General features: G+C 43.4%; 19 protein-coding genes and 1 other annotated feature. Of the genes, 9 read left to right on the top strand and 10 right to left on the bottom strand.

Going from position 1 to position 23,385, the window contains the following annotated elements; genetic code table 11:
• Positions 1–290: 290 nt before the first annotated feature.
• Positions 291–5,504: an Ig-like domain-containing protein gene (locus ACO1D1_RS22150; protein ID WP_423337134.1), complete on the top strand. Its 5,214-nt coding sequence runs from the start codon at positions 291–293 to the stop codon at positions 5,502–5,504.
• A 35-nt stretch (positions 5,505–5,539) separates the two neighbouring features.
• Here the strand turns inward: ACO1D1_RS22150 and ACO1D1_RS22155 are convergent, their stop codons facing one another.
• The 3 genes from ACO1D1_RS22155 to ACO1D1_RS22165 all read right to left on the bottom strand — a co-directional run bounded on the left by ACO1D1_RS22155 (position 5,540) and on the right by ACO1D1_RS22165 (position 8,107).
• Complete coding sequence (locus ACO1D1_RS22155) at positions 5,540–6,190, bottom strand: TetR family transcriptional regulator (protein ID WP_423337135.1); 651 nt, start codon at positions 6,188–6,190, stop codon at positions 5,540–5,542.
• Positions 6,191–6,326: 136 nt separating this feature from the next.
• Positions 6,327–6,728 carry a RidA family protein gene (locus ACO1D1_RS22160; protein ID WP_423337136.1) on the bottom strand — a complete coding sequence of 134 codons (402 nt, stop codon included), beginning with the start codon at positions 6,726–6,728 and terminating at the stop codon, positions 6,327–6,329.
• Positions 6,725–8,107: an NAD(P)/FAD-dependent oxidoreductase gene (locus ACO1D1_RS22165; protein WP_423337137.1), complete on the bottom strand. Its 1,383-nt coding sequence runs from the start codon at positions 8,105–8,107 to the stop codon at positions 6,725–6,727. Before ACO1D1_RS22165 ends, ACO1D1_RS22160 begins: the two co-directional genes overlap by 4 nt.
• A gap of 195 nt (positions 8,108–8,302) precedes the next feature.
• Here ACO1D1_RS22165 and ACO1D1_RS22170 point away from each other — a divergent pair, with 195 nt between their 5' ends.
• Complete coding sequence (locus ACO1D1_RS22170) at positions 8,303–9,667, top strand: MFS transporter (protein ID WP_423337138.1); 1,365 nt, start codon at positions 8,303–8,305, stop codon at positions 9,665–9,667.
• Positions 9,668–9,850: 183 nt separating this feature from the next.
• On the opposite strand, the gene ACO1D1_RS22175 is transcribed toward ACO1D1_RS22170, so the two are convergent.
• The 3 genes from ACO1D1_RS22175 to ACO1D1_RS22185 form a co-directional block, all read right to left on the bottom strand.
• On the bottom strand, positions 9,851–9,994 hold the full coding sequence (locus ACO1D1_RS22175) for a YvrJ family protein (RefSeq protein WP_423337139.1): 144 nt from the start codon (positions 9,992–9,994) through the stop codon (positions 9,851–9,853).
• A gap of 70 nt (positions 9,995–10,064) precedes the next feature.
• Positions 10,065–10,283 (bottom strand): DUF2922 domain-containing protein, encoded by a 219-nt coding sequence (locus ACO1D1_RS22180; protein ID WP_423337140.1) that lies wholly within the window; start codon positions 10,281–10,283, stop codon positions 10,065–10,067.
• 111 nt (positions 10,284–10,394) lie between these two features.
• Positions 10,395–10,613, bottom strand: a complete 219-nt coding sequence (locus ACO1D1_RS22185; protein ID WP_423337238.1) for a DUF1659 domain-containing protein — start codon at positions 10,611–10,613, stop codon at positions 10,395–10,397.
• A 205-nt stretch (positions 10,614–10,818) separates the two neighbouring features.
• Here ACO1D1_RS22185 and ACO1D1_RS22190 point away from each other — a divergent pair, with 205 nt between their 5' ends.
• Complete coding sequence (locus tag ACO1D1_RS22190) at positions 10,819–11,733, top strand: DMT family transporter (RefSeq protein ID WP_423337141.1); 915 nt, start codon at positions 10,819–10,821, stop codon at positions 11,731–11,733.
• Between the two features lie 144 nt (positions 11,734–11,877).
• Here the strand turns inward: ACO1D1_RS22190 and ACO1D1_RS22195 are convergent, their stop codons facing one another.
• Positions 11,878–12,204: a YnfA family protein gene (locus tag ACO1D1_RS22195; RefSeq protein WP_423337239.1), complete on the bottom strand. Its 327-nt coding sequence runs from the start codon at positions 12,202–12,204 to the stop codon at positions 11,878–11,880.
• A gap of 158 nt (positions 12,205–12,362) precedes the next feature.
• Positions 12,363–12,639 (top strand) — a binding site (T-box leader).
• 90 nt (positions 12,640–12,729) lie between these two features.
• Between ACO1D1_RS22195 and ACO1D1_RS22200 the strand changes: the two genes are divergently transcribed.
• The 4 genes from ACO1D1_RS22200 to ACO1D1_RS22215 are packed head-to-tail and all read left to right on the top strand — an operon-like array spanning position 12,730 to position 16,799.
• A complete protein-coding gene (locus ACO1D1_RS22200) occupies positions 12,730–13,587 on the top strand; it encodes an SAM hydrolase/SAM-dependent halogenase family protein (protein WP_423337142.1) in 858 nt (285 codons plus the stop codon).
• A gap of 33 nt (positions 13,588–13,620) precedes the next feature.
• A complete protein-coding gene (locus ACO1D1_RS22205) occupies positions 13,621–14,178 on the top strand; it encodes an ECF-type riboflavin transporter substrate-binding protein (RefSeq protein ID WP_423337143.1) in 558 nt (185 codons plus the stop codon).
• A 57-nt stretch (positions 14,179–14,235) separates the two neighbouring features.
• Entirely contained in the window at positions 14,236–15,978 is a 1,743-nt protein-coding gene (locus ACO1D1_RS22210) for an ABC transporter ATP-binding protein (RefSeq protein ID WP_423337144.1), read from the top strand.
• Positions 15,969–16,799: an energy-coupling factor transporter transmembrane component T family protein gene (locus tag ACO1D1_RS22215; RefSeq protein ID WP_423337145.1), complete on the top strand. Its 831-nt coding sequence runs from the start codon at positions 15,969–15,971 to the stop codon at positions 16,797–16,799. The genes ACO1D1_RS22210 and ACO1D1_RS22215 overlap by 10 nt, the downstream gene beginning before the upstream one ends.
• Positions 16,800–16,829: 30 nt before the next feature.
• Here the strand turns inward: ACO1D1_RS22215 and ACO1D1_RS22220 are convergent, their stop codons facing one another.
• The 3 genes from ACO1D1_RS22220 to ACO1D1_RS22230 all read right to left on the bottom strand — a co-directional run bounded on the left by ACO1D1_RS22220 (position 16,830) and on the right by ACO1D1_RS22230 (position 19,830).
• Positions 16,830–18,227, bottom strand: a complete 1,398-nt coding sequence (locus ACO1D1_RS22220) for an N-acetylmuramoyl-L-alanine amidase (RefSeq protein WP_423337146.1) — start codon at positions 18,225–18,227, stop codon at positions 16,830–16,832.
• Between the two features lie 132 nt (positions 18,228–18,359).
• A complete protein-coding gene (locus tag ACO1D1_RS22225; RefSeq protein ID WP_423337147.1) occupies positions 18,360–18,494 on the bottom strand; it encodes a hypothetical protein in 135 nt (44 codons plus the stop codon).
• Positions 18,478–19,830, bottom strand: a complete 1,353-nt coding sequence (locus tag ACO1D1_RS22230; protein ID WP_423337148.1) for a diguanylate cyclase domain-containing protein — start codon at positions 19,828–19,830, stop codon at positions 18,478–18,480. Before ACO1D1_RS22230 ends, ACO1D1_RS22225 begins: the two co-directional genes overlap by 17 nt.
• Before the next feature lie 241 nt (positions 19,831–20,071).
• Between ACO1D1_RS22230 and kynU the strand changes: the two genes are divergently transcribed.
• Complete coding sequence (kynU, locus tag ACO1D1_RS22235) at positions 20,072–21,355, top strand: kynureninase (protein WP_423337149.1); 1,284 nt, start codon at positions 20,072–20,074, stop codon at positions 21,353–21,355.
• Between the two features lie 265 nt (positions 21,356–21,620).
• Positions 21,621–23,207 carry a bifunctional metallophosphatase/5'-nucleotidase gene (locus tag ACO1D1_RS22240; RefSeq protein WP_423337150.1) on the top strand — a complete coding sequence of 529 codons (1,587 nt, stop codon included), beginning with the start codon at positions 21,621–21,623 and terminating at the stop codon, positions 23,205–23,207.
• Positions 23,208–23,385: the final 178 nt, after the last annotated feature.

Raw genomic sequence — 23,385 nt, forward strand, 5'->3', positions numbered from 1 at the left:
TATATACCCTGATTGTAAATCGCTTACATTTCCAGCGTCAATACGATTCTGGGTTTTCAGTAAAATTTTACTAGAGGGAATTTACGAGTTAGGTATAAAGTAGCAAGAGGATAGTCCGATTGCTTCATTTCGCAAAAAAGTGAAGATTATCGCAAAAAAATGCTGGTAAATATGACTATTTTTTTGAATATTCATGATAATCTATAGATGAAGGGGTTTCCAAAATGTGAGAAAGTGGGAGGGTTGGCTGTTTTATTACTAAAAAATTTACTAAAAGGGAAGGTGTGTAAATGAACAAGACAATCAGCCGGATTTTTCTAATTATGGCACTGATACTTTCAAGCTTTCAAGTCCCAACCTACGGACAAGCAGCGGAAAAGACAAAGGCAACGACGGAAAATAGTGTGAAGTATGAGGGGGAGAGACGGATTAATTTTAACGGCAATTGGCGTTTTCAACGAGAAACTACTGGCAGTATCGCCGGAGCACAGAATCCCGGCTTTGATGATTCCTCCTGGCGGCAATTGAATCTGCCGCATGATTGGGGTATCGAATTAGATTTTAATAAAAATTCATTGGCGACGCACGAGGGCGGTTACTTGGACGGCGGTATCGGCTGGTACCGAAAAACATTCACCGTTCCGGAATCGATGAAGGGAAAGCGAATTTCCATTGATTTTGATGGGGTTTACATGAACAGCACCACCTATCTAAATGGGCAATTGTTAGGGACTTATCCGTTTGGCTATAATGCCTTTTCTTATGATATTACCGATAAACTCTATAGTGATGGCAGGGAGAATGTCCTTGTGGTTAAGGTCAATAACACCCAGCCGAGCAGCCGCTGGTATTCGGGGAGCGGGATTTACCGAAATGTGTATCTCACGGTGACAAATCCGGTTCATGTGGCAAGATACGGAACGTTTGTGACGACACCCAATTTGGAAACGGCATATGCAGCAGGCAAAGCTGATGTAAATATTAAGACGAAGGTCAGCAATGATTCGGGTGAAGCCGTGCAGGTTAAGGTGAAGTCGACAATTTATGACGCAGCTGGGAAAGCCGTGGCGACGGTGGAGTCTGAGGAAAAAACAGCAGCAGCGGGTGCGGAGACTCAGTTTGAAAATAACACAATCATCGAGCAGCCAAAGCTTTGGGATATCGACAACCCGTACAGATATAAGCTTGTCACTGAAGTAATCGCCCGCGGTCAAAGCGTTGATACATATGAAACACGCTTTGGTGCCAGGTATTTTAAATTTGATGAAAACGAAGGCTTCTCGCTAAATGGGAAGTATATGAAACTGCATGGCGTTTCGATGCACCATGATTTGGGGGCGTTAGGTGCGGCAACAAATGCGCGCGGAGTGGAAAGGCAAATGCAAATCATGAAGGATATGGGTGTTAATGCGATCCGAGTTACCCATAATCCGGCGTCACCGGAACTGCTTGAGGCAGCCAATAAATTAGGGCTATTCATTGTGGAAGAGGCTTTTGACAGCTGGGCCCAGTCGAAGAAGACCTATGACTATGGCCGGTTTTTCACAACATGGGCCGAGCATGACATTAAAGAGATGGTTGACCGAGGCAAGAACGAGCCTGCGATTATCATGTGGTCGATCGGAAATGAGATCTATGATACAACAAATGCTGCCGGGGTGGAAACGGCGCGTAATTTAGTCCGCTGGGTCAAAGAAATTGACACAACAAGGCCGACGACAATTGGCGAGGATAAGACCCGGGGCGATAAAGTGAATGTCACACCGATTAATAGTTATATTAAGGAAATTTTTAATATAGTCGATATCGTCGGACTGAACTACAGCGAGAACAATTATGCGGGATACCATCAGCAGAATCCGAACTGGAAGCTGTATGGCTCAGAGACGTCTTCGGCGACCCGTTCGCGTGGAGTCTACACCCACCCGTATCAGTATAATCAGAGCACCAAGTATGCGGATTTGCAGCAATCCTCTTATGATAATGATTATGTTGGCTGGGGCAGAACGGCGGAAGATGCCTGGAAATACGACCGCGACTTAAAGCATATCGCTGGGCAATTTATTTGGACGGGCTTTGATTATATTGGCGAGCCGACACCTTACTATAATGCCTATCCGGCCAAAAGCTCTTATTTTGGCGCAGTTGATACGGCTGGTTTTCCGAAAGATATTTTTTACTATTACCAGAGCCAATGGAAAAAGGAACCAATGGTGCACCTCTTGCCGCATTGGAACTGGACTGAAGGGGAAACGGTCCGTGTCCTAGCCTATACGAACGCTTATCAGGTGGAACTTTTTCTAAATGGCGAATCGTTAGGTGTGAGGAGCTATGAGAATAAAAAGACTTCATGGGGTGCTCCATATAAAGAAACGAAGGATGGAAGAACCTATCTTGAATGGGCAGTACCATTCAAAGCCGGCACATTAGAAGCTGTGGCCAAGGACGAAAGCGGCAAAGAAATTGCCCGCGATCAAGTGGTGACCGCCGGGGAACCGGCTGCTGTAAAATTAACGGCTGATCACAAGGTGATCACGGCAGACGGGGCCGATCTATCGTTTATTACGGCAGAAATCGTTGACAGTAAAGGGATTGTCGTCCCGAATGCCGATCATTTGATCAAGTTCAATGTATCAGGGCAAGGGGAATTGGCTGGTGTTGATAACGGAAACGCGTCCAGCGTGGAACGCTATAAGGACAACAAGCGCAAGGCATTTAGCGGAAAAGCGTTAGCGATTATTCAATCGGGCAAGTTATCTGGAGAAATCACCGTAACAGCTTCAGTTGCAGGACTTTCCGGCGATACCACGAGCCTATTTACCGTAGCGCCTGCAGATAGCGATAAAAAGACTGTCGTTGGGATGGATACTGTCCATTTGACGATTGATGTCGATCAAGAGCCAAAGCTGCCGACTGAGATTAAGGTTTATTACAGTGATGCTACAGTTGATGTGAAAAATGTGACATGGGATCCTATTGATCCGAAACTTTATAACTCTGTCGGGACATTTACGGTCGAGGGCAGTGTGGATGGAACCTCGCTTAAGGCCAAAGCAGTTGTGACCGTCAAAGGAATTGTCGCCGTGAAGCCGGTTTCTACGGCAACAAAGGTTGGCGTCCGTCCGCTGCTCCCGGATAAAGCGACTCTTCTCTACAGTGATGAAACGACCAAGGATGTGAATGTGTCGTGGGAAGAGATTCATGCAGACAAATTCGCGAAAGAAGGCCGTTTTGTCGTCGAGGGCAGTGTGGAAGAGACAGACTTGAAGGCAAATGCCTTTGTCAGGGTAACAAACGAAAGTAAGCCGGTTAATATAATGCTTCCGGCACAGGGTTCAACTTATCCGCAGCTGGAAGCCACTTTTACCAATCCGGCTGACAATCTGCAGCATTTGAACGATGGGATTAAGAGTTATACCAATAGCCCGGTCAATCGCTGGACGAACTGGACGAGAACGCCGCGTGACGCCGGTGACTCGATAACGGTTAATTTTGGCAAGCAGCATGTGATCAATAACTTAGATTTGTTTGTTTTTACCGACAGTGGCACGGTCGTTCCGGACACGGCAACTGTTCAATATTGGGACGGAACCGCATGGAAAGATGTTGAAAATCTAACGCAACCATCGCCATATGTTGTCGAGAAAAATGAAATCCGATTTGATGCAGTGACGACAGACAAGTTGAAATTCCATCTGATCCCATCTGTAAAAGGAAAATTCCTGGCCCTGACAGAGGCAGAAATTTATGCAGACCAGATTGTGATGAGTTCGACGGCTTCACTAAGCAGTATTACCGTCAATGGGAAACCGTTAGCAGGTTTTGATGCGGCTAAAAAGACATATGATCTTGTCTTGCCGTATGGAAGCGATCTACCGAAAATTGAGGCAGAGGCTGCGGACAATGCCACGGTTACAATTTTGCCGGCATTCACTTATCCGGGAACGGCTAAATTATTTGTGACCTCAGAAGATGGGAAGGTCACTTCAGAATACAGTATTCAAGTATCAATGGAAGAGCCGAAACTGGTAGCGGCGAAACTATCGGTGAATCAAACAAAGATTGTCGAGGACGATATCATCGACCTCAAGGTAGAGGGCACGCTTGAAAGCGGGAAAGTGATTGATTTGACCGACAGTGAGCCGACTTACGAATTTGACAATCAGAATATTAAAATTGAAGGGAACAAGCTGTACGCTCTTGAGACTGGTCAGGTTAAGGTGAAAGCGTTGGTGAATTATAAAGATGTGACCGTTACGACGCCTGAAATGACGATTTCCATCGCCAAAAATCCAGCACCCAAATACATTGAGCGCCTCGATCCGGTCAAGGTGACCGTAGAAAAAGGAGAATCTCCTAAACTTCCTGCAACGGTTGTGGCCCATTATAACAGGGGGATTCCGCGGGATGTTAAGGTGAAGTGGGATCGAATCAATCCGTCTCTTTATCAAAAGCTTGGTGAGTTTACCGTTTCTGGCAGTGTAGAAGGGACAGACATCAAAGCGCAGGCAACGGTTGTAGTGAAGGGTGCCGTTGCGATTGAGAATATAACGATGGCTGTATTGCCAAAGCAAACACCTGAACTTCCGGCAAAAGTTACGGTTTATTACAGTGATGGTACGGAAGAACTGGCAGCAGTGAAGTGGGAGGAAATCCCGGCAGATGAACTTGAAAGTGTCGGTGAATTTAAGGTTAAAGGCTCTGTGAAGGGTGTGAAGTTGAAAGCAACTGCTACGATTAGGGTCACCGATGAAGTCGGGGGCGAGCAGAATATCAGCCGGGCGAAAAACGGCTACGAATATCCGAAAGCAGAGGCTTCCTTCACGAATAATGGTCCGGGGTCGAGTGACAGAATTGAAGCCATCAATGATGATGTTATTTCGTACGATGCGGTGCCGCATAATCGCTGGACGAATTGGCAGCCAGTGCCACGTTCAGGTGACTGGGTTTCTATTACCTTTGGAGACTTTGAACCTACGGAATATGATGTCGATAACATGGAGATTCATTGGTTCGCCGATCATGGTACATCGTATCCGAGTGACTTTAAAATCCAATATAAATCCGGTGATAGCTGGAAGGACGTCACTAACCTAAAAAGTGATCCAGCGACTCCAGTTGTGGGGCAGGCGAACGCATATACCTTTGATAAGGTGAAAACCTCCGCCATAAGAGTCGTAATGACGGCCCAAACCGGCAAAAGTTTGGCCATCACCGAGATTAAGGTATTTTCGAAATGGGCTAAGGCAAGTACCGAGCCGAAGGTTAGCGATATTAAAGTTGGCGGAAAAAATGTTCTCAATGACTTTGAACAAAAAGGCGATAACTATGAATTAACTATTGATGTGGACGACACGAAAGAATTGCCGAAAATCAACGCCAAAGGCAAGGATCATACAAGCATTACGGTTGTGCCAGTGGTTTCTGTTCCATCCACGGCAAAAATCATCGCCAAATCAGAAGATGGCAAGAAAGTAAGCGTGTATACCATTCATTATAAATGAAGCGTGGGGGCGGTTTAAACCGTCCCCATGTCTTTTTAATACACTTTGATTAATTGACTAATCAGATAGGTAAATTCTTTAACTGCTTCATCGGGTGAAAATTTTGAACGATTATTAAACAGGGTAATGAGCATGCCTTTCCACATTAAAATCGTGGTTCGTAACAAATAATCAATGTTTTCTTCAGAAATATAGCCTTCATCTGCTAGGCCTTGGACAATTTTGTAGTTACGTTTGTACAAATCATGCTCCAACACAATGATTTTGATTTCTTCCGGCAGTTTGACCAAATCGTTATGGTAGAGGTCATAATATCGATCAATTAAAAGGTTCGGATCTGTTCCTAAATCAGAGATAAAGATGGCATGAAAGATTTGTGGATTTTTAAAAGAGTGCTTACAAAAGCATTCCCACGTATTGATATAGCGTTCCACAGCATTTTTTGACGCATGCATCACGTTGGACAAATCCTCATTATAATCATTGAGAAAGCGCATTGAGGCAAAGAATATCAAGTGTGACAGTTCATCAAAATAATTGTAGATGGTTGAACTTGTATAGCCTGCAATGTCTCCAATTTTCCTGGCGGTAACCTTCTCTATTCCTTCATTTTCAATAATGCTCGCAGTTGCATCTATAAAAAAATTATACATTCTGATCGTTTGCATTTCTTTTCTGCTACTCACACGTACCCACTCCGTTCCAGCTTAACCTATTCTCTCTTGTAAGTATAACAAGAACAGGAGTCTATTTGTAAATAAACTCCCACTCTGGTGATAGATTTCTACGGTTGATTCAGTAATGGGGCCGCCTGATTATTCCTTACTGTCCTTCATCATAGGCTACAGCATCTACCTCTACTAATATATCTTCTTGGAAGGCGCCTATTTGGACAGTTGTTCGAACGGGTTTAGCTTGATGATTGATTCGTGTTAGATAGACTTCATTGAATTCATCCAATTGATTAATGTCACGTACAAAAGCAGATAGTTTAATAATCGAATGTAAACTGCCTCCAGCGGTTTTTAGCGCTTTTTCAAGGTTATCAAATGCTAAACGTACTTGTTCTTTAAACGAATGACCGAGATTTCCATCTTGATCCGTTCCTAATTGGCCGCAGGTCCAGATCAGGTTATTATATTTAACAGCTTGGCTATAAGGAAATGGGGCATCTCCGTCAAGCGGAAAATAGACTGGTTTGTTTACTGTTGTTTCTGCGCTCATACGATTCTCCTATTATCTGCATTTTCCGTTGCATGATTACCAAGTTCTTTTAAGATACGGTTTGCGGCAATTTCACCCGTTTCAATTGCTGTATCTGTATAGAAAGTTCCTAAAAAATCCCCCGCTAAATAGACCCTTCCTGATGGACGAGTAAGATGCTGCTGCACTTTACCTCTTCCAGGGAAGCAATAAGCTAAGCCCAATGGCCATTTTTGTATATGTGCTTCCACGACATGTTTACTAAAGTTAGGGAAGATTTCATCTAAATCTCGTAAATATATATTTTTGATTTCTTCCTCGGATTTATTAATTAACTTTTTTGCCAATGTGGCCGGTGAAAAGGTCATGAAACTGCTGCCTTGTTTTCTCTGTGTCTCTTTGCTCCTCACGATATTGGACATATTAAAGGCGACATTAAATGACCGTTTTGGAGTGGCAATCGCGTATGCATCATCCCATACTTGCTTTCCTGTCTCATTTGTAAGGAATGCAGCGCTTACATATGGACCATAGACGATTTTACCCAAAGCTTCTTTCATTTCGTCATCAATATCGACAGCAATCTTCTTTGTGATTGGGGCAGGGGTTGTAATCACCACATATCTTGCTTCTTCCTCGAAGGTCTTTCCGTCTTTTGAATAAATGACAACAACAGAATCCTTCTTATGGTAGACTGTTTCTACTTTAGTCCCAAGGGATACGCGCCCGTTTAGTAGTTCGGTGATTTTTTCTGCTAGTACAGAAGGGCCGCCGATAATATTTCGGGACAGGCCTTCAGAATCTCCTTTACTCCATACAAGATTAAAGTAGCCGACACCCGCACCCGCCGAAACATCTTCGGGGTCGCCGGCGGAACGACTAACGGTTGGTCTGAAAAGGGCATCTGCGTCATCTGGTAAATTGCCGACAAAATCAGTGAAGCTTTGATCATTCATGAAATCATAGACACGCTGCTGCAATGTCCAATAATCTTCATTTGGCTTACGAGTGACCATTTCGCCATATTTACCAACAGCACTCATGACTTTTATGCCTGCCTTCATTAATGCGAAGCGAGAATTCCAGGACATCGGAACACGGAATGGGTAGGTTTCCACGCGTCCTTTTAATAGCAGCTTTCCATTCATCGCTAAACCTGTTAATGTTCCTGGTACAGGCTCTGCTGCTACTTCGACATCCTTTAATAATCTGCCTGTTGCGGAGCTTGGGCCAGCGTACACATGGCCGCCCCAATTAAGCCAATAAGGTCCGCGTTTTTCCGAACGAATCCGACCGCCAACACGATCGTTGGATTCTAATACAAGGATATTTTGTTCACGCAAGCGCCAGGCAGCAGACAATCCGGCAATGCCGGCACCAATAATAATTGCATCTTTCATAGATAAAACCTCCAAGTGGTTATTATGTTCATTAAGTGAACATGTTCATAGGTAAAACATAACATACAAAAATCAAGAAGACAATAAATGTATTTAATTTTCATAAAATTTTAAATTATCCCATTTACAAAGAAAGCGTTTTCCACTATTATAGGAATATGTTAATTATATGAACATGTTCATGAAAAAGGAGGAATGATGATGGGGAAAATGTCAAAGGTAGATCGATTTCAGTGGCGCGTTACAGCGATAGCCTCAGGTGGTTATATCCTAGATGGCTATATATTAGGGATCATTGGACCTGTATTGGGCTTAATGAATAAAGAATTTACCTTAACAGCGGTAGATAATGGTTTGCTGGCAAGTTCGATTTTGGTCGGAATTCTATTGGGGGCAATGGTATTCGGATATGTAACCGATTTGGTAGGTCGTCATAAGTTGATGGTGTTAGATTTAATCGCTTTTATTACCATATCCGTGCTTCAATTTTTTGTAAGTAGTGCGGAACAATTAATTATTCTTCGCTTTTTAATGGGGATTGCGATTGGAGCAGATTATGCGATTGCCTCCCCATTGGTAGCTGAGTTTGCTAGTAAAAAGAACCGCGGTCCTATGTTAGCTTCTGTTTTAACCTCATTTTATATTGGTTATTTAGGTGCTGTCGTTGTCAGTATGTTTATGGTGAACCTTGGTGCTGACGCATGGAGATATATGTTGATTTCAAGTGCTGTCCCAGCGCTGCTGATTTTTATTATGCGACTTGGTATGCCAGAATCGCCTAGATGGCTCATAAGTAAAGGGCGAATAGAAGAAGAAAAGAAAATTATGGCAGACTATTTAGATGAACATTTAGATGTTTCAAAAATTAATATGGAAGTACCGAAAACGAAATATAGCACTATTTTTAATAAAAATTACCGAAAGAGAACGGCGTTTGCAGCGATTTTTTGGGCGTGTCAAGTGGCCCCATATTTTGCGATTTTTAGCTTTGCCCCAACCGTTCTTGAAGGGTTAAAAATTAAGGATCCACTTATTGGTGAAATAGTATTAAACTTCCTTGTATTAGGGGGAGCGATTCTTGGCTGTTTGATTATAAATAAAGTAACGAGACGGAAATTGGTGATCATTCCATTTGTGATAGCGATTATTCCTTTTCTAATGTTGGGATTTTTCCCGAATATGAATAGTACGCTAGTCATCCTTTGGTTCAGTGTCTATGCAATCGCCTACTCGATTTCGAGTATCTTGCAATCAGTGTATCCTCCAGAAATGTTTCCAACCGAGATTCGAGCCACCGCAATGGGCTTTGCAAGCGGCGGCAGCCGTGTCGGTGCCGCAATCGGAACCTTCTTGTTGCCGATTGGAATTGCCAATATTGGGATGGGGCCAACGATGCTATTTGGTGCCGGAGTTTGTTTAATAGGTGCTATCGTATCTTTCCTCTGGGCGCCTGAAACCGGCCACCTGACCATCGATGAGGCAAGTTTATCGGATATTAAGATTGATGATTTAAAAACAAATAATGATTTTGCGGCGCCAGTTGCGCGAAGAAAAGTCTAAGGGAATTCGAGCCAGGCATGGGCATTATGCCTGGCTTTGTTGATTTTAGGGACAAGGGGGAGTTAAGGTGGCGAGAAAAATGAGGAGCGTGACGGGGAAATAAGCCTGTTTGAAAGATTTTTAGTGTGCTAACGCGATGAAACCCGCTTGGATATCCATTTCTTCCAAGCGGGCTTCATTTTCTCATGTTCGCTCCTTCATCCGTTCCGGAAGAGTCTGGATTGATTGAACCACTAAATCCAGCTTCGATTCAATACGGTAAAGCAAATAAAGAGTTACAACAATCGGGAATCCTACCTGACTAATGATGGGAATGAGCTGTTCCACACTTTTCACCTCCTTTCCCGTTTTTTTTAAAAGAGGCCGGTTTCATAGGGAACCCGGCCTCTCTCACTTATTACGCAAGCTCGTAATCTGTTACATTACGTTCAATCACTCGAACCCCTTTGGGTGCAACAAACCGGCCACTTGCCGATGTGAAAATGTCAGATGCAATAATCTGCTCCATTGATAGCTTCACAAGAGCTTCATCAATCGGCTCTTTCGGATTCTCCAGAGAAATACGAGCAGTCTTCCCAAACTCCGTACCAAATTGCAATTCCAACGCCTTAGCCATACCAATCACCTCCTCGTTTTAGATTGTCCTATTCAGGTGTTGCTAAGGGTGTCAGGCACCATTCGTGGACACTGTCCATGTGGGGCGGACACTTCTGGTTTTACTTGATGGTTAAGCTAGGATTTCGGAGCTGTCGTTGCGCTCTATTTTGCTTAGTTCGTCTTTGCATAGTGCAACAACTGCTAGTGCTACCTGCGACAATTGATCTGGGGTCGCAGATTTTGTGACGTTGCTAAATGTTTTTGCTTTGAAGATCGGGTTTCCTTCTTCGTCATTCCCGGCCTTAAATACCAAGCGGAGCTTCGTTTCTTCTAATAATGCCTGTGCCATGTCTCTCACCACCTTTCACCTTCTATATAGATAAAAGTTGATAAAAAGGACAGGCCCTTTAATGTTTCTTTGACCAGTATTTGTCCGTGTGACTCTGATATGTTGTGAAAATGGATGGGGGGGGACTGCTTTTTTTTTAGTATTGTAATATTTTGAATTCCGTGATAACCTTGTTGCGGTATTATTTTGATTGAGGTGAGGGGAATTGAACAGCAAGACTTTTATCATGGCATCCATCACTGTTATCATTTGGGGATCCACCTTTGCCGCAATCCGGGTAGGCTTACAAGGAGGCTATTCCGCGGGTCACTTAATTCTCAGCCGTTATTTGATTGCATCGGCTATTTTTGCTGTGTATGCGTTATGGCCGGGCGTGAAATTTCGACTGCCGAAAAAAGAGGACCTGCTGCGCATATCCATTCTTGGCTGGGTCGGCATCAGCATCTATCATATTGGGGTAACGTTCGGTGAACAAACCGTGTCGGCGGCGACGGCCGGGATGCTTGTATCATCTGCACCTATTTTTACCGCCCTTATTTCCGTATTTATTTTAAAAGAACGAATGGGTTTGTTTGGTTGGATTGGATTAGCGTTAGGGTTTATCGGTATTGCCATTATTACAATCGGATCAGCAGGCCCGTCCTTACAATTATCGAAAGGGGCATTCTTAGTGCTCATGTCCGCTGTGGCCACATCGGTTTTGTTTGCTTATCAAAAACCGCTTTTGAGCCGCTATTCATCGATTGAATTAACAGCCTATTTCACGTGGGTCGGAATGCTGCCATTTTTTATTTTTTCACCGGGGCTCATTTCAGATATCCAACATGCGACCATGGAGGCCAATTTATCTGCCCTGTATATTGGTATTTTTCCAACGGCCATCGGCTATGTAACATGGGCGCTGGCACTCTCCTCCGGAAAGGCAAGCTCTGTTACGAGCATGTTATATATCGAACCGGTATTTGCCATTTTAGCAGCCGGAATTTGGCTAAATGAATGGCCAACACTACTTTCAATTAATGGCGGCGCGATTGCGATTGCCGGAGTCATTGTTGTCAACTTGCTAGGGTCGAAGCAGCCCGCCTCACGGAGGAAAGAGCATAAGGTGGAAGTAACTTAATCACGGGGCTGCCGATAAAGCTGTCTTCATAATATTAAACCAATAGAACCATGGGCTAACTTTGGTTCTATTGGTTTATCTGAAAAAGGGGAAATTGTTCCCCATAGCGAAAACAACCTTCTCCGGTGAAAAATCCTAGCTCCCTTAGTGACGCGGTGCGAATAACATCACTGTCACACCGACTAAACAGATCCCTGCACCGACCCAATCATATAAATCTGGAGTTTTTTTATCTATTCCCCAGCCCCATAAGACAGATAGAAAGATAAATACCCCTCCATAGGCGGCATAAACTCTGCCGAATGATGGAAACGCTTGGAATGTAGCAATAACACCGTATAATGCTAATGTTAATCCTCCAAAGAGACCCCAATAAGATGGCTTTCCTTCTCTTAGCCATAACCAAATGAGATAGCCGCCGCCAATTTCGGCTATTCCTGCAAGTATAAATAAAACAATTGCTTTAATAATTGAAAACACTCCTTAAATCTTTTTTCTGTATCGATATTATACCGTATCGTTGTTAAACAATCCGGCCATATTAACTTTACCGTGTCCGAAAAGTAGAGTCGTTTTTCTTATGCTTGACTATTTCAAAAATACCGACTATAATTTAGTAAATTTTCAAACTAAAAGCGTTGAAGAGGGAAAGTACGATTCAGTTATTTTTTAAAGAGAGCTTCGGTTGCTGAAAAGAAGCAAAAATACGAATCCGAACAATGGCCTCAGAGCTGCGTGCTGAAACAATCCGGTCCGATTGGAGTAGGTTCCGACGAGATTTGGTACTCGTTATCCATACCACAGTATATAGAGCAGCATTCATGCTCGCGTACTTGCAGAGGCTGTTTTGTGTGAGCAAACAGTAAATTAAGGTGGTACCACGTGGATCTAAACCACGTCCTTATCTATTTTTTCTAATAATAGATAAGGGCGTGGTTTTTTTATTTTTTCCAAATGGAACCCAAGCAAACATTTAAAAGACTGGAGGAAAATATAATGAATAACAATCTCGTGTTGCAAACTGATTTTGGTACAAGTGATGGTGCTGTTAGTGCGATGTACGGTGTGGCGATTTCCGTTAATCCGGCGATCCGGATTTTCGATTTAACTCATGACATTCCCCAGTATCATATTTGGGAAGGGTCCTACCGCTTATATCAGACGGTTTCTTACTGGCCGGAAGGAACGGTGTTTGTTTCCGTTGTCGATCCGGGTGTTGGTTCGGAGCGCAGAAGTATTGCCGTGAAAACGGCTTTAGGTCAATATATTATTACTCCGGATAATGGGACGCTGACCCATATTAAAAACTGCATTGGCATTCAAGAGGCGAGAATTATTGATGAGACGGTCAACCGCCTGCCGCATTCCGGAGAATCCTATACATTCCATGGCCGTGATGTCTATGCCTATACTGGGGCAAGGCTCGCATCCAACCACATTACGTTTGAACAAGTGGGTCCGGAGGTGCCGGTGGATTCCCTTATCGAGCTGCCAAAGGCGGAGCCGAGTATTACCAACCAAATACTCACAGGCCATATCGACATCCTTGATATTCGCTTCGGGAATCTATGGACAAATATTGACCGCGTGTTGTTTAAAGATTTCTCGGCAGAATATGGCGATTCCTTTGAAGTGACGATTGAAAATGATACCCGCCAGGTTTATAAAAATATTATGACCTATGGCCGGACATTTGCTGATATTCATTTAGGCGAGCCGCTGTTATATGTGAATTCGCTCGATAAAATTGGCGTGGCCATTAACCAAGGTTCTTTTGCTAAGGCGTACCATATTGAAACAGGGGCTTCCTGGAAAATATCTATTCGCAAAATACCAAAAATTGTTTACAATTGATTTAATAAAATACATCTTTTGGGGGTTGAGGAAGTGAAAGGAAATCAGTTATCTATTAAAACCATCGTGGCGATTGGGATTGGATCAGCTGTATTTGTCATTTTAGGGAGATTCGCGGTTATTCCAACAGGGGTGCCCAATACGAATTTTGACACGTCGTACGGCTTTTTAGCATTAATGGCTGTGATTTTCGGACCTGTTGCCGGCGGCTTGATTGGCTTAATCGGCCATGCCTTAAAGGATTTCATTTTCTACGGCTCGCCGTGGTGGAGCTGGGTGGTCGTCTCCGGAATCGTCGGGTTTTTAATCGGCCTTGTTTCCAAGAAAATCGATATCGAATCAGGCGTATTTACAGCGAAAAAAATCATTTTGTTTAACGTAACGCAAATCATCGTTCAGGCAATCGGCTGGTTCGCGATTGCGCCAAGCTTGGATGTCCTCATTTATGCCGAGCCAGTGAATAAGGTTTATCTGCAAGGTCTTGTCGCCGGCGGGTTAAACATGGCAACCGTCGCAATTCTTGGCACCTTGCTACTCAGCATCTATGCAAAAAGCCGGAGCCAAAGCGGCAGTTTGACGAAGGATGTTTAATGAGAAGGAGAAGTTTTTTCTTAAAAAGAAGAGCACTGTTTTACTAGGAGAAATGATATGAAAAAGCCGGTTATTCAATTTGAAAACTACAGCTTTCAGTACCGAAGCCAGACGGAACCGACGTTACATGAGATCACTCTTACGATCTATGAAGGGGAAAAGGTTCTCATCGTGGGTCCCTCTGGTTCGGGGAAAAGTACACTAGGCCATTGTCTCAATGGCCTTGTTCCCTTTTCTTATAAAGGGAAGGTGTCAGGTACGTTGAACATCTGCGACGAAAATGTGCAGAAGTTGAACATCTGCGACGAAAATGTGCAGAAGTTGGACATTTTCTCGCTGTCCAAAAAAGTTGGTACCGTCCTCCAGGATCCCGATGGACAATTTATCGGGTTAACGGTTGCCGAGGATATCGCATTTGCCCTCGAAAACGATGCCGCCCCGCAAACACAGATGATTGATAAAGTGGCGGAAGTCTCAAAAATGGTCGGAATGGAAGGATATTTAGACTCCTCGCTGCACCATCTTTCCGGGGGGCAAAAGCAGCGGGTCTCACTCGCTGGTGTTATGGTCGACGATGTGGAGATCCTTTTGTTTGATGAACCGCTGGCCAACCTTGATCCGGCCACAGGAAAATATGCCATTGAGCTGATCGACCGGATCCACGAGGAAACGAACAAAACGGTCGTTATCATCGAGCACCGCTTGGAGGATGTCCTGCATCGCCCTGTTGACCGCATCATTGTTGTGGATGACGGCAGAATCATCAGTGACATGACTCCGGATGAACTTTTAGCTTCGCCTATTTTAGAGCAATGCTCCATCCGTGAGCCGCTTTATGTGAAAGCCGCCAAATATGCCGGCTGTACGATTACACCGGAAATGCGGCCGGCTCATCCTGATACTTTCCGAGTCGAAAGCTGCAATGACCAGTTCATCAACTGGTTTACGAATGTCGAGCTCCAGAAGCCGAGGGAGAAGACAGAACCGATTTTGGAGTTAAAAGCGATTCATTTTGGTTACACTCCGGGGCAGCGAACAATCCAGGATATTTCTTTTTCGATTGAAAAAGGGGAAATGGTCAGCATTGTTGGCAAAAATGGCGCCGGCAAGTCGACGCTGTCTAAATTAATTTGCGGTTTTGAGAAACCGGACTCCGGCACCATCTATTATCACGGTCAGGATATAAGCGGTGATACGATTAAAGAGCGTGCCGGGAGAATTGGCATGGTGATGCAAAACCCGAACCAAATGATTTCAAAGCAGATGATTTATGACGAAGTGGCCCTTGGTTTGGTGATCCGCGGTGTGCCTGAACCGGAGATTAAGGAGCGCGTCTTAAAGACATTGAAAATTTGCGGTTTGTACCCATTCCGCAACTGGCCGATTTCGGCGTTAAGTTTTGGGCAGAAAAAACGGGTGACGATTGCGTCGATTTTACTACTGGAGCCAGAGGTCATCATTCTTGATGAGCCGACCGCGGGCCAGGATTTCCGCCACTATACCGAAATTATGGAGTTTTTGGTGGAGCTGAACCGCCAAGGGGTAACGATTATCATGATTACCCATGATATGCACCTCATGCTCGAATACACGCCGCGGGCGATTGTCATTGCCGGCGGGCGGAAAATCGCTGATAACACGGCGGTCAATGTGCTCGCGGATTCCCGAGTCATTAGCGAGGCAAACTTAAAGGAAACCTCCTTATTTGCTTTGGCCGAACGGGCGGGATTTAGTGACCCGAAGCAGTTTGTCAATCGGTTTATTGCTTATGATCGCGAGGTGAGACAAAGGTGGCAGTAGAAATGCTTTCTTATATTCAGCGGGAGTCACCGGTCCACCGGCTGACAGGTGTCACTAAGCTGGTTTGCTTTATGATCTGGTCGTCCATCGCGATGCTGACGTATGATACGCGCGTGTTGTTTTTTCTTTTCTTATTTAGTATCTATGTATTTATCATTTCGAAGGTTAAGCTGAAGGAAGTAGCCTTTGTCCTGCTATTTATTTTGTTTTTTTTGCTCATTAATAATCTTGCAATCTATGCTTTTTCGCCGCAAGAGGGTGTGGAAATTTATGGGACAAGCCATGTGCTGCTTGATCTTGACAGCGGGCGCTATTCGCTGACGCTTGAGCAGCTGTTCTATCAATTGAATGTGACCCTAAAGTATTTCACGGTCATTCCGGCGGCGCTGCTGTTTATCGTCACAACTAACCCGAGTGAATTTGCCGCATCATTAAACCGGATTGGGATCAGCTACCGCATTTCGTACGCTGTCGCGCTGGCGCTGCGCTACATTCCCGATGTTCAACGCGATTTTCGGACGATCTCACTCTCCCAGCAAGCGCGCGGGATTGATATGTCGCGCAAAGAAAAGCTGCCGAAGCGGATCAAGAATGCTGCATCGATCATCATCCCGCTCATCCTGTCCAGTCTCGATAAGATTGAGATTATTAGCAATGCAATGGAGCTGCGCGGTTTTGGAAAAAACAAAAAGCGCACCTGGTACCGGGCGCGCCCCTTTCAAACGATTGACATCATTACAATCAGCTTATTTGTTGTTATTCTAGTAGTATCGTTAGTCGTGACCTTCCATGACGGGAATCGATTTTATAATCCTTTTTGAAGCAGGGGGACATGGTTCCCTTGCTTCTTTTTAAATACTTTTCCGAATATCCTGGAGATTTTGAACAGCGGTATCAATCATTCTTCCATAAAGATCTAAGATTAATTGCCCATAGTTGTTCCCAGGAACAGCCCATTTTCCGTTTAAGGCAGTCCAGGTGGGGGCAGACCCTCTTGTTACGAGCTGAAAGCGAGGATCGACTAAAGGATATTTTGTTGGCAGCGGGTCAACTGCAGCGTATGCGTATAAATGCTGAAGGTGGGCAAGGACACCTTCCTCAGGCGTTTTAAAGCTGGCTCCTGAATTCCCTGGGCCAGTTGCACCCACTCCAGCAAAGTTATTTTGCTCTGGTTTGACGATTCCGGTAAAACGGAAATAGTCCGTTTCATGTATCGCTTGTGCAAAAGCGACATCACCTCTAATGCCATAATACTCTCCAAAGGTGAGATAGTAGTTTGCTACATCTACGGCGTTCGGATTGACTTTTTTCACAAAGCGGCGCATCTGTTCAGGGGAAAGGAAGGTTGGACCTAAAATGGATATTCCGGTTGAGGAAGTGACAGGAGGTGCATTGTCTTTTCCCCCTGGTGAACTGACGCTTTCACCTGAATTCGCAGGTGTGATTTCACTTGAATTCTCAGCCACGATAAAGGCATCGGGAAAGCCTGCATTTTTTAGCTCAGTCAATCTTTGCTCTGCATTTTCGCGTTTGGCAAAGGCGCCGACTTGAACACGGTACCAGGTTACACCAGAGATGCTGGTCGAAACAACGAATGAATCGATTCCTTTTGCTTTCAATTGGGCTACACAATCGTCTGCATTTTGTCTTGATTGAAACGATCCGGCGTACACCTTGTAAAGTATGCCAGGAGCGGGTGCTGCTTCTTTCGTTTTAAGGCCAAATGCCTTGGCAAGCCCGTTTACATGTCCTTCCGCCACACGCTGGCGCCATGAAGCCTGTTTCATCAAGGCCGCATCCTCCGCCCGGTCGATAAAGCCGTTTTCCGACAAGAAGGCAGGCATGGCGGATTCACGCAGAACATGAAAATTCGCTTTTTTCATCCCGCGGTCGAGCAGCTGATTGGATTTTATGACTTCCGCATGAATGATGGCCCGATAGGTTGCAGTGGCGGAAGAATCGGATAAGCCGCTGTATATATAGTCCTCGTAGCCTGTTCCTCCTCCAGCATTAATATGAATCGCCATATAATAATCGGCGCCCCACGCATTTGCTTCATTTGTCCGTTGGCTTAAACTCTTTGTTGTATCACCTGTCCGGCTCATTTTTACTTCAATATTTTCATAGCGTTGATTCAATAGGGAATTGATTTTCAGGGCAATATCTACTGTCAGATCTTTTTCCTTAAGACCATTGCCAGATGCACCGGTATCCGTGCCGCCGTGGCCGGGATCTAAATAAAGTTTCATAGAATCTCCTCCATTTATTTATTCTATTTTTTATTCTATGAAAAGAATCCCCGATTGATTGGATACTGGTCTAAAATTGAGGATATTTCGTATAAAAAAACGAGAATGGAAGAATTCCGTCCTCGTTTTTGCTCATTTCTTAATGGATGGATCCAGTCTGTGGCTTGCTCTTGAACATTTATTCTTATACATTTCCTGATCAGCGATTTCAAGAATTTCTTCGAGTGTAACCGGTGTTTCAGGGCGATAGTCATAGAATCCATCCATGGCTGGCAGAAAGGTGATAGGGTTTTTCGCGCCGCTCATTGATGGTTTTGAATGCCGTTTCGAGATTGGCCCACACCTGTTCCACTGCAATCAGTGGTTTTTGGAAAAAAAGCACGATAAACTCGTCCCCGCCCAGCCGAATCAGCACATCACTGTCATCAATTTGGTGGTGAATCGTCTCGCAGATGGTCTTAATCAGGTCATCACCTGTGGCATGGCCGAATTGATCATTCACTATTTTAAGATTGTTAATATCGATATAGCAGAGAATAAACGGTTTAGCATTGGGCCCGGTTTGTAAATGCTCACGGATAAGCTCGAGCCCTCTTCTTCGATTGAACGCCCCTGTAAGTGCATCAATGGAAGCATGGTGCAAAAGCTCAGCTTCTTTCTGCTTCAAATCGGTAATATCGGTGATGCCCATTAACATGCATGGGTGATCCAAGTAATCAACCAGTTCAAAATGCAGCAGCACCCATCTTTTTAACACTGGTGTCTCCATCACATAGTTCTTAATACTTTGCAGTTCTGTTAATCTGTCGATGATCTCTTGTTTTTCCTGTACATTCGGAAAAAGGAAGTGGAGATCCAGCTCCTCCAGTTTCCTTCCATCCAGGTGATAGTATTCAGCTGCTTGTTTATTCATCAGGACAATCTCTTCATCTTCCAGTCTAACCAGAATGAGGGGGTTAGGGCTCATATTGAATAAGCTTCGAAAACTCTCCTCATTTTTGCGAAGTTTCCTTTTATTTAAAAAATCATTTTTCTGAAACGAATAAAAAGCCAGCGTAAGGGTAAATGAAATCGCGGCCGCCCCAGTGGAATTAATCAGCTTGAGAATAAAGGAGTAATAATGCCGATCCAACAAATATAGACCAGTAATAAAAATAATCTGTATACCAAGGTACAAAACAAACATCGTTCTTGGATGTGCAGGGAAGACCATAGCCGCTGCTAATAAAATGATGATATACACATACATATTTCCCGTATACAATTGGCTGTTCAGCGAAGAGGCCGCGCCAATCAATAGGTAGAGCAGGATATAGGTATTAACAATCGATACTTTGGAGCGATTGTCCCGGCATCGATAAATAATGATAAATATTAGAGAGATGACTAGGCAAATAAGGTGAATGCTGATAAGCCCGGTCCTAAATGCAAGATGTTCCAGTTTTTTTAAAAAAATGAAATCGACAACGATAAAACAAGGATAGGTGAAAATTAACATATAAGAAATAAATTTAAGTCTGTCCCATAAAATGTTATAGAAATCGGAAAGGAACTCTTGATCCGAAACAGATTTGGGCTGAAAACGATTAAAGAGGTTGTCCATTCAAGTGTATCCTCCTTCATCCAGTATCGTCCGTATTTTAGCACAATTTAGGATCGTAAGCGAGGGGCTTCCAATCCACTTTCGGATAAGTATTTTTTCAAAATGAAAGTGATAGGTAAAAGTTAGAATGTGGTTGTTTTTTTTTAATTGGGATTTTCAGGAATATACTATTGGTACCGTGTCATATTGTTTGTTATGATTCGCTTGTAAGCGATTTCACCTCGAAGGGGAGAGGATTAAAATGATTTCGAATTTCTTACCATCAGTAGATTTTGCAAAACAATTAGATAAGGAAGATACTCTTTCACGTTTTCGCGAAGAGTTTTATTTAAAGCCAGGTTCTATTTATATGGATGGAAACTCATTAGGACTTCTTTCGAAAAGGGCGGAAAGGACTCTCTTAGAATCCTTGGACGATTGGAAACAATATGGTATAGATGGCTGGACAATGGGGAATAACCCATGGTTCTTTATGGCCGAAAAACTGGGAGAACAGCTTGCGCCGTTAGTAGGAGCTGCTGCTGAAGAAGTCATCGTAACGGGTTCTACTACCGTTAATCTGCATCAGCTTGTCTCAACGTTTTATAAACCAGAAGGAACACGTACCAAAATTTTAGCGGATGAACTAACGTTTCCTTCCGATATTTATGCGCTGCAATGCCAGCTTAGAAATCATGGTTATGATCCCGGCACACATCTCATAAGTGTGAAAAGCCGCGATGGCCGTTTTTTAGAAGAAGAGGATATGATTGACGCGATGAACGAAGAAATTGCATTAATTGTCTTACCGACTGTTCTCTATCGGAGCGGCCAACTATTAGATATGAAACGATTAACGGATGAGGCACATAAACGGGGGATTTTAATCGGTTTTGACGGGTGCCACTCTGTTGGTTCGATTCCACATTCCTTCAGTGAATGGGATGTCGATTTTGCGTTCTGGTGCAATTATAAACATTTAAACGGCGGGCCTGGCGGAGTAGGCGGTTTATTTGTGAACCGCAAGCATTTTGGAAAAATGCCTGGTCTTGCCGGTTGGTTTAGTTCGAAGAAAGAGAAACAATTTGATATGGAGCACATACTGACACCGGCAGATTCTGCAGGAGCGTTCCAAATTGGTACACCACATGTGCTAAGCATGGCACCATTAATCGGTTCGTTAGAAATTTTTACAGAAGCAGGTATTGAAAATATCCGGAACAAATCTCTTAAAATCAATCAATATTTAATAAATTTAATTGAGCATGAATTAGCCGATATGGGATTTTTCATTGGGACACCAAGAGAGGATGCACGGCGCGGCGGGCATCTGAGCTTAGAGCATAGTGAAGCAGCCCGAATTTGTAAGGCATTGAAGGAGAACGGAATTATTCCGGATTTCCGCGCACCTAACATCATTCGTCTCGCACCAGTTGCCCTTTATACGTCCTACAAGGAAGTTTGGGAAGTCGTTCAAATTCTTAAAAAGATTATTACCGAAAAGCAATACGAAAAATATAAAAATGAACGTGAAATAGTCGCTTAAGAGGCGAAGCGAGACCGAGGGGACGGTTCTAGTGGCTCTTTCTCTCAAACTATTTGATAGAAATACAACATTTTTGGGGATGGATATTGATACAGCTGAAGCTTGTGTAGAAATATCACCAATGGCCGACGGGGGAGAGGGACAATTGATGCCCTTCTCCATATCTCCGTTGTTTTTTTAGGGTTAGTAATTTTGTGAATTATTGTTTATTCATTTCCTTTTATCAGTATAATGATGATGATTTTAGCTGAAGGGAAGTTAGAAGATGCCGACTCGAAAAAAACGGTGTGAATTGGTGATTATCGAAACGAGTGATATTCATGGAAATGTTCTCCCGATTAACTATGGGAATAATCAAGAAACAAACGCAGGAATCGCTAAGCTTGCCCATCTAATTAAAGTGGAGAAACAAAAGTATGATTACAATGTACTGATTGATAATGGTGATGTTATTCAAGGTACACCCTTAACCTATCAGTATGCCAAATTCCTTCATGACAAAAAAAATCCAATGATCAGCATTCTAAATAGCTTGGATTATGATGCTGCAATTATTGGAAACCATGAGTTTAACTATGGGATGGGGTTGTTAAAAAAAGCAGTAAGGGAATCCAATTTTCCCTGGCTTTCCGCCAATATTTTTAGTAAAGAAACGAACCAGCCTTTTTTGGGAAGGCCTTATTTGATCAAGGAATTTGATAATGGACTTGAGGTGGCTGTTCTGGGTGTAACAACCCATTACATTCCAAATTGGGAGAATCCAAGCCATATTGAAGAATTACGTTTTGAAGATGTGCTGGAGACAACAAGGAAATGGGTCCAGTATTTGCAAGAACATGAGACATATGATCTGCTAATTGTTTCCTATCATGGAGGTTTTGAACGCGATTTGTCATCAGGAGAGTCAACCGAGCCGTTAACCGGTGAAAACCAAGGATATCGGCTGTGCCATGAAGTAAAAGGTATTGATGTTTTGTTAACAGGCCATCAGCATCGGCGGCTTACGGGAAATGTCAATGGCGTAACCGTCATTCAGCCGGGATTTAATGGGCAGGCATTAGGTAAGGCTGTGATCCAATTTCAATATCAGGATGGTAAGTGGAAGGTTATAGAAAAATTTGCTGAGATCGTATCTGTAGACGATACAACTGAACCTGAAAAAAATATCTTAGAGCTGGCTGAAGAATTTGAAAGACTTACACAGAAATGGCTTGATCAGCCAATTGGGGAAATTGAAGGAGATATGACGGTTGATGATGCCTTTGAAGTAAGGTTAAAGGATCATCCATTAATTGAATTCATGAATAAGGTCCAGATGGATGCAGCAGGTGTGGATATATCAAGCACTGCTCTGTTTCACAACGAATCGCCGGGGTTCGCTCAACATGTCACAATGAGAGATATCGTCTCGAATTATATTTATCCTAATACCTTAAAGGTAGTCCGTATTTCCGGGCAGGATATTAAGGATGCTTTGGAAAAATGCGCCACTTATTTCATAGTGGATGAAAATCATGAAATAAAAGTAAATCCTGCGTTTGTTGAGCCGAAGCCCCAACACTACAATTATGATATGTGGGAAGGAATTGAATACGAATTAAATATCTCAAAGCCAATCGGAGCTCGCGTCACAAAACTTAACTATCATGGGAAGCCGATCAACCACTCAAATCAATACGATGTCGTGATGAATAACTATCGGGCCGGAGGCGGAGGAGACTACGAAATGTTCAAAGGTAAACCAGTAACGAAAGAAATTCAGACAGACATGACCGAACTAATAGTCAACTATATTTTAAAGAGAAAAACAATATCAGCAAACTGTAATAATAATTGGAAAGTAATCTTCTAAGGGACGAGGGGACTGGAACCTCGTCCTTTTTATTTTCCTTCCCTTCTTTTCGATGAAAAATTAGGGAATCTCTCCTACAGGTACATAGCAATTGGTACATTTCCCCCAATATCGCATTTTTCTCAAAATGTCCACATCGTCAGTTACAAAAAATTATGTTCCCCTCCAAATAATAAAA

The organism is Neobacillus sp. 19, from assembly GCF_049463095.1.
GTDB lineage: Bacteria > Bacillota > Bacilli > Bacillales > Cytobacillaceae > Neobacillus.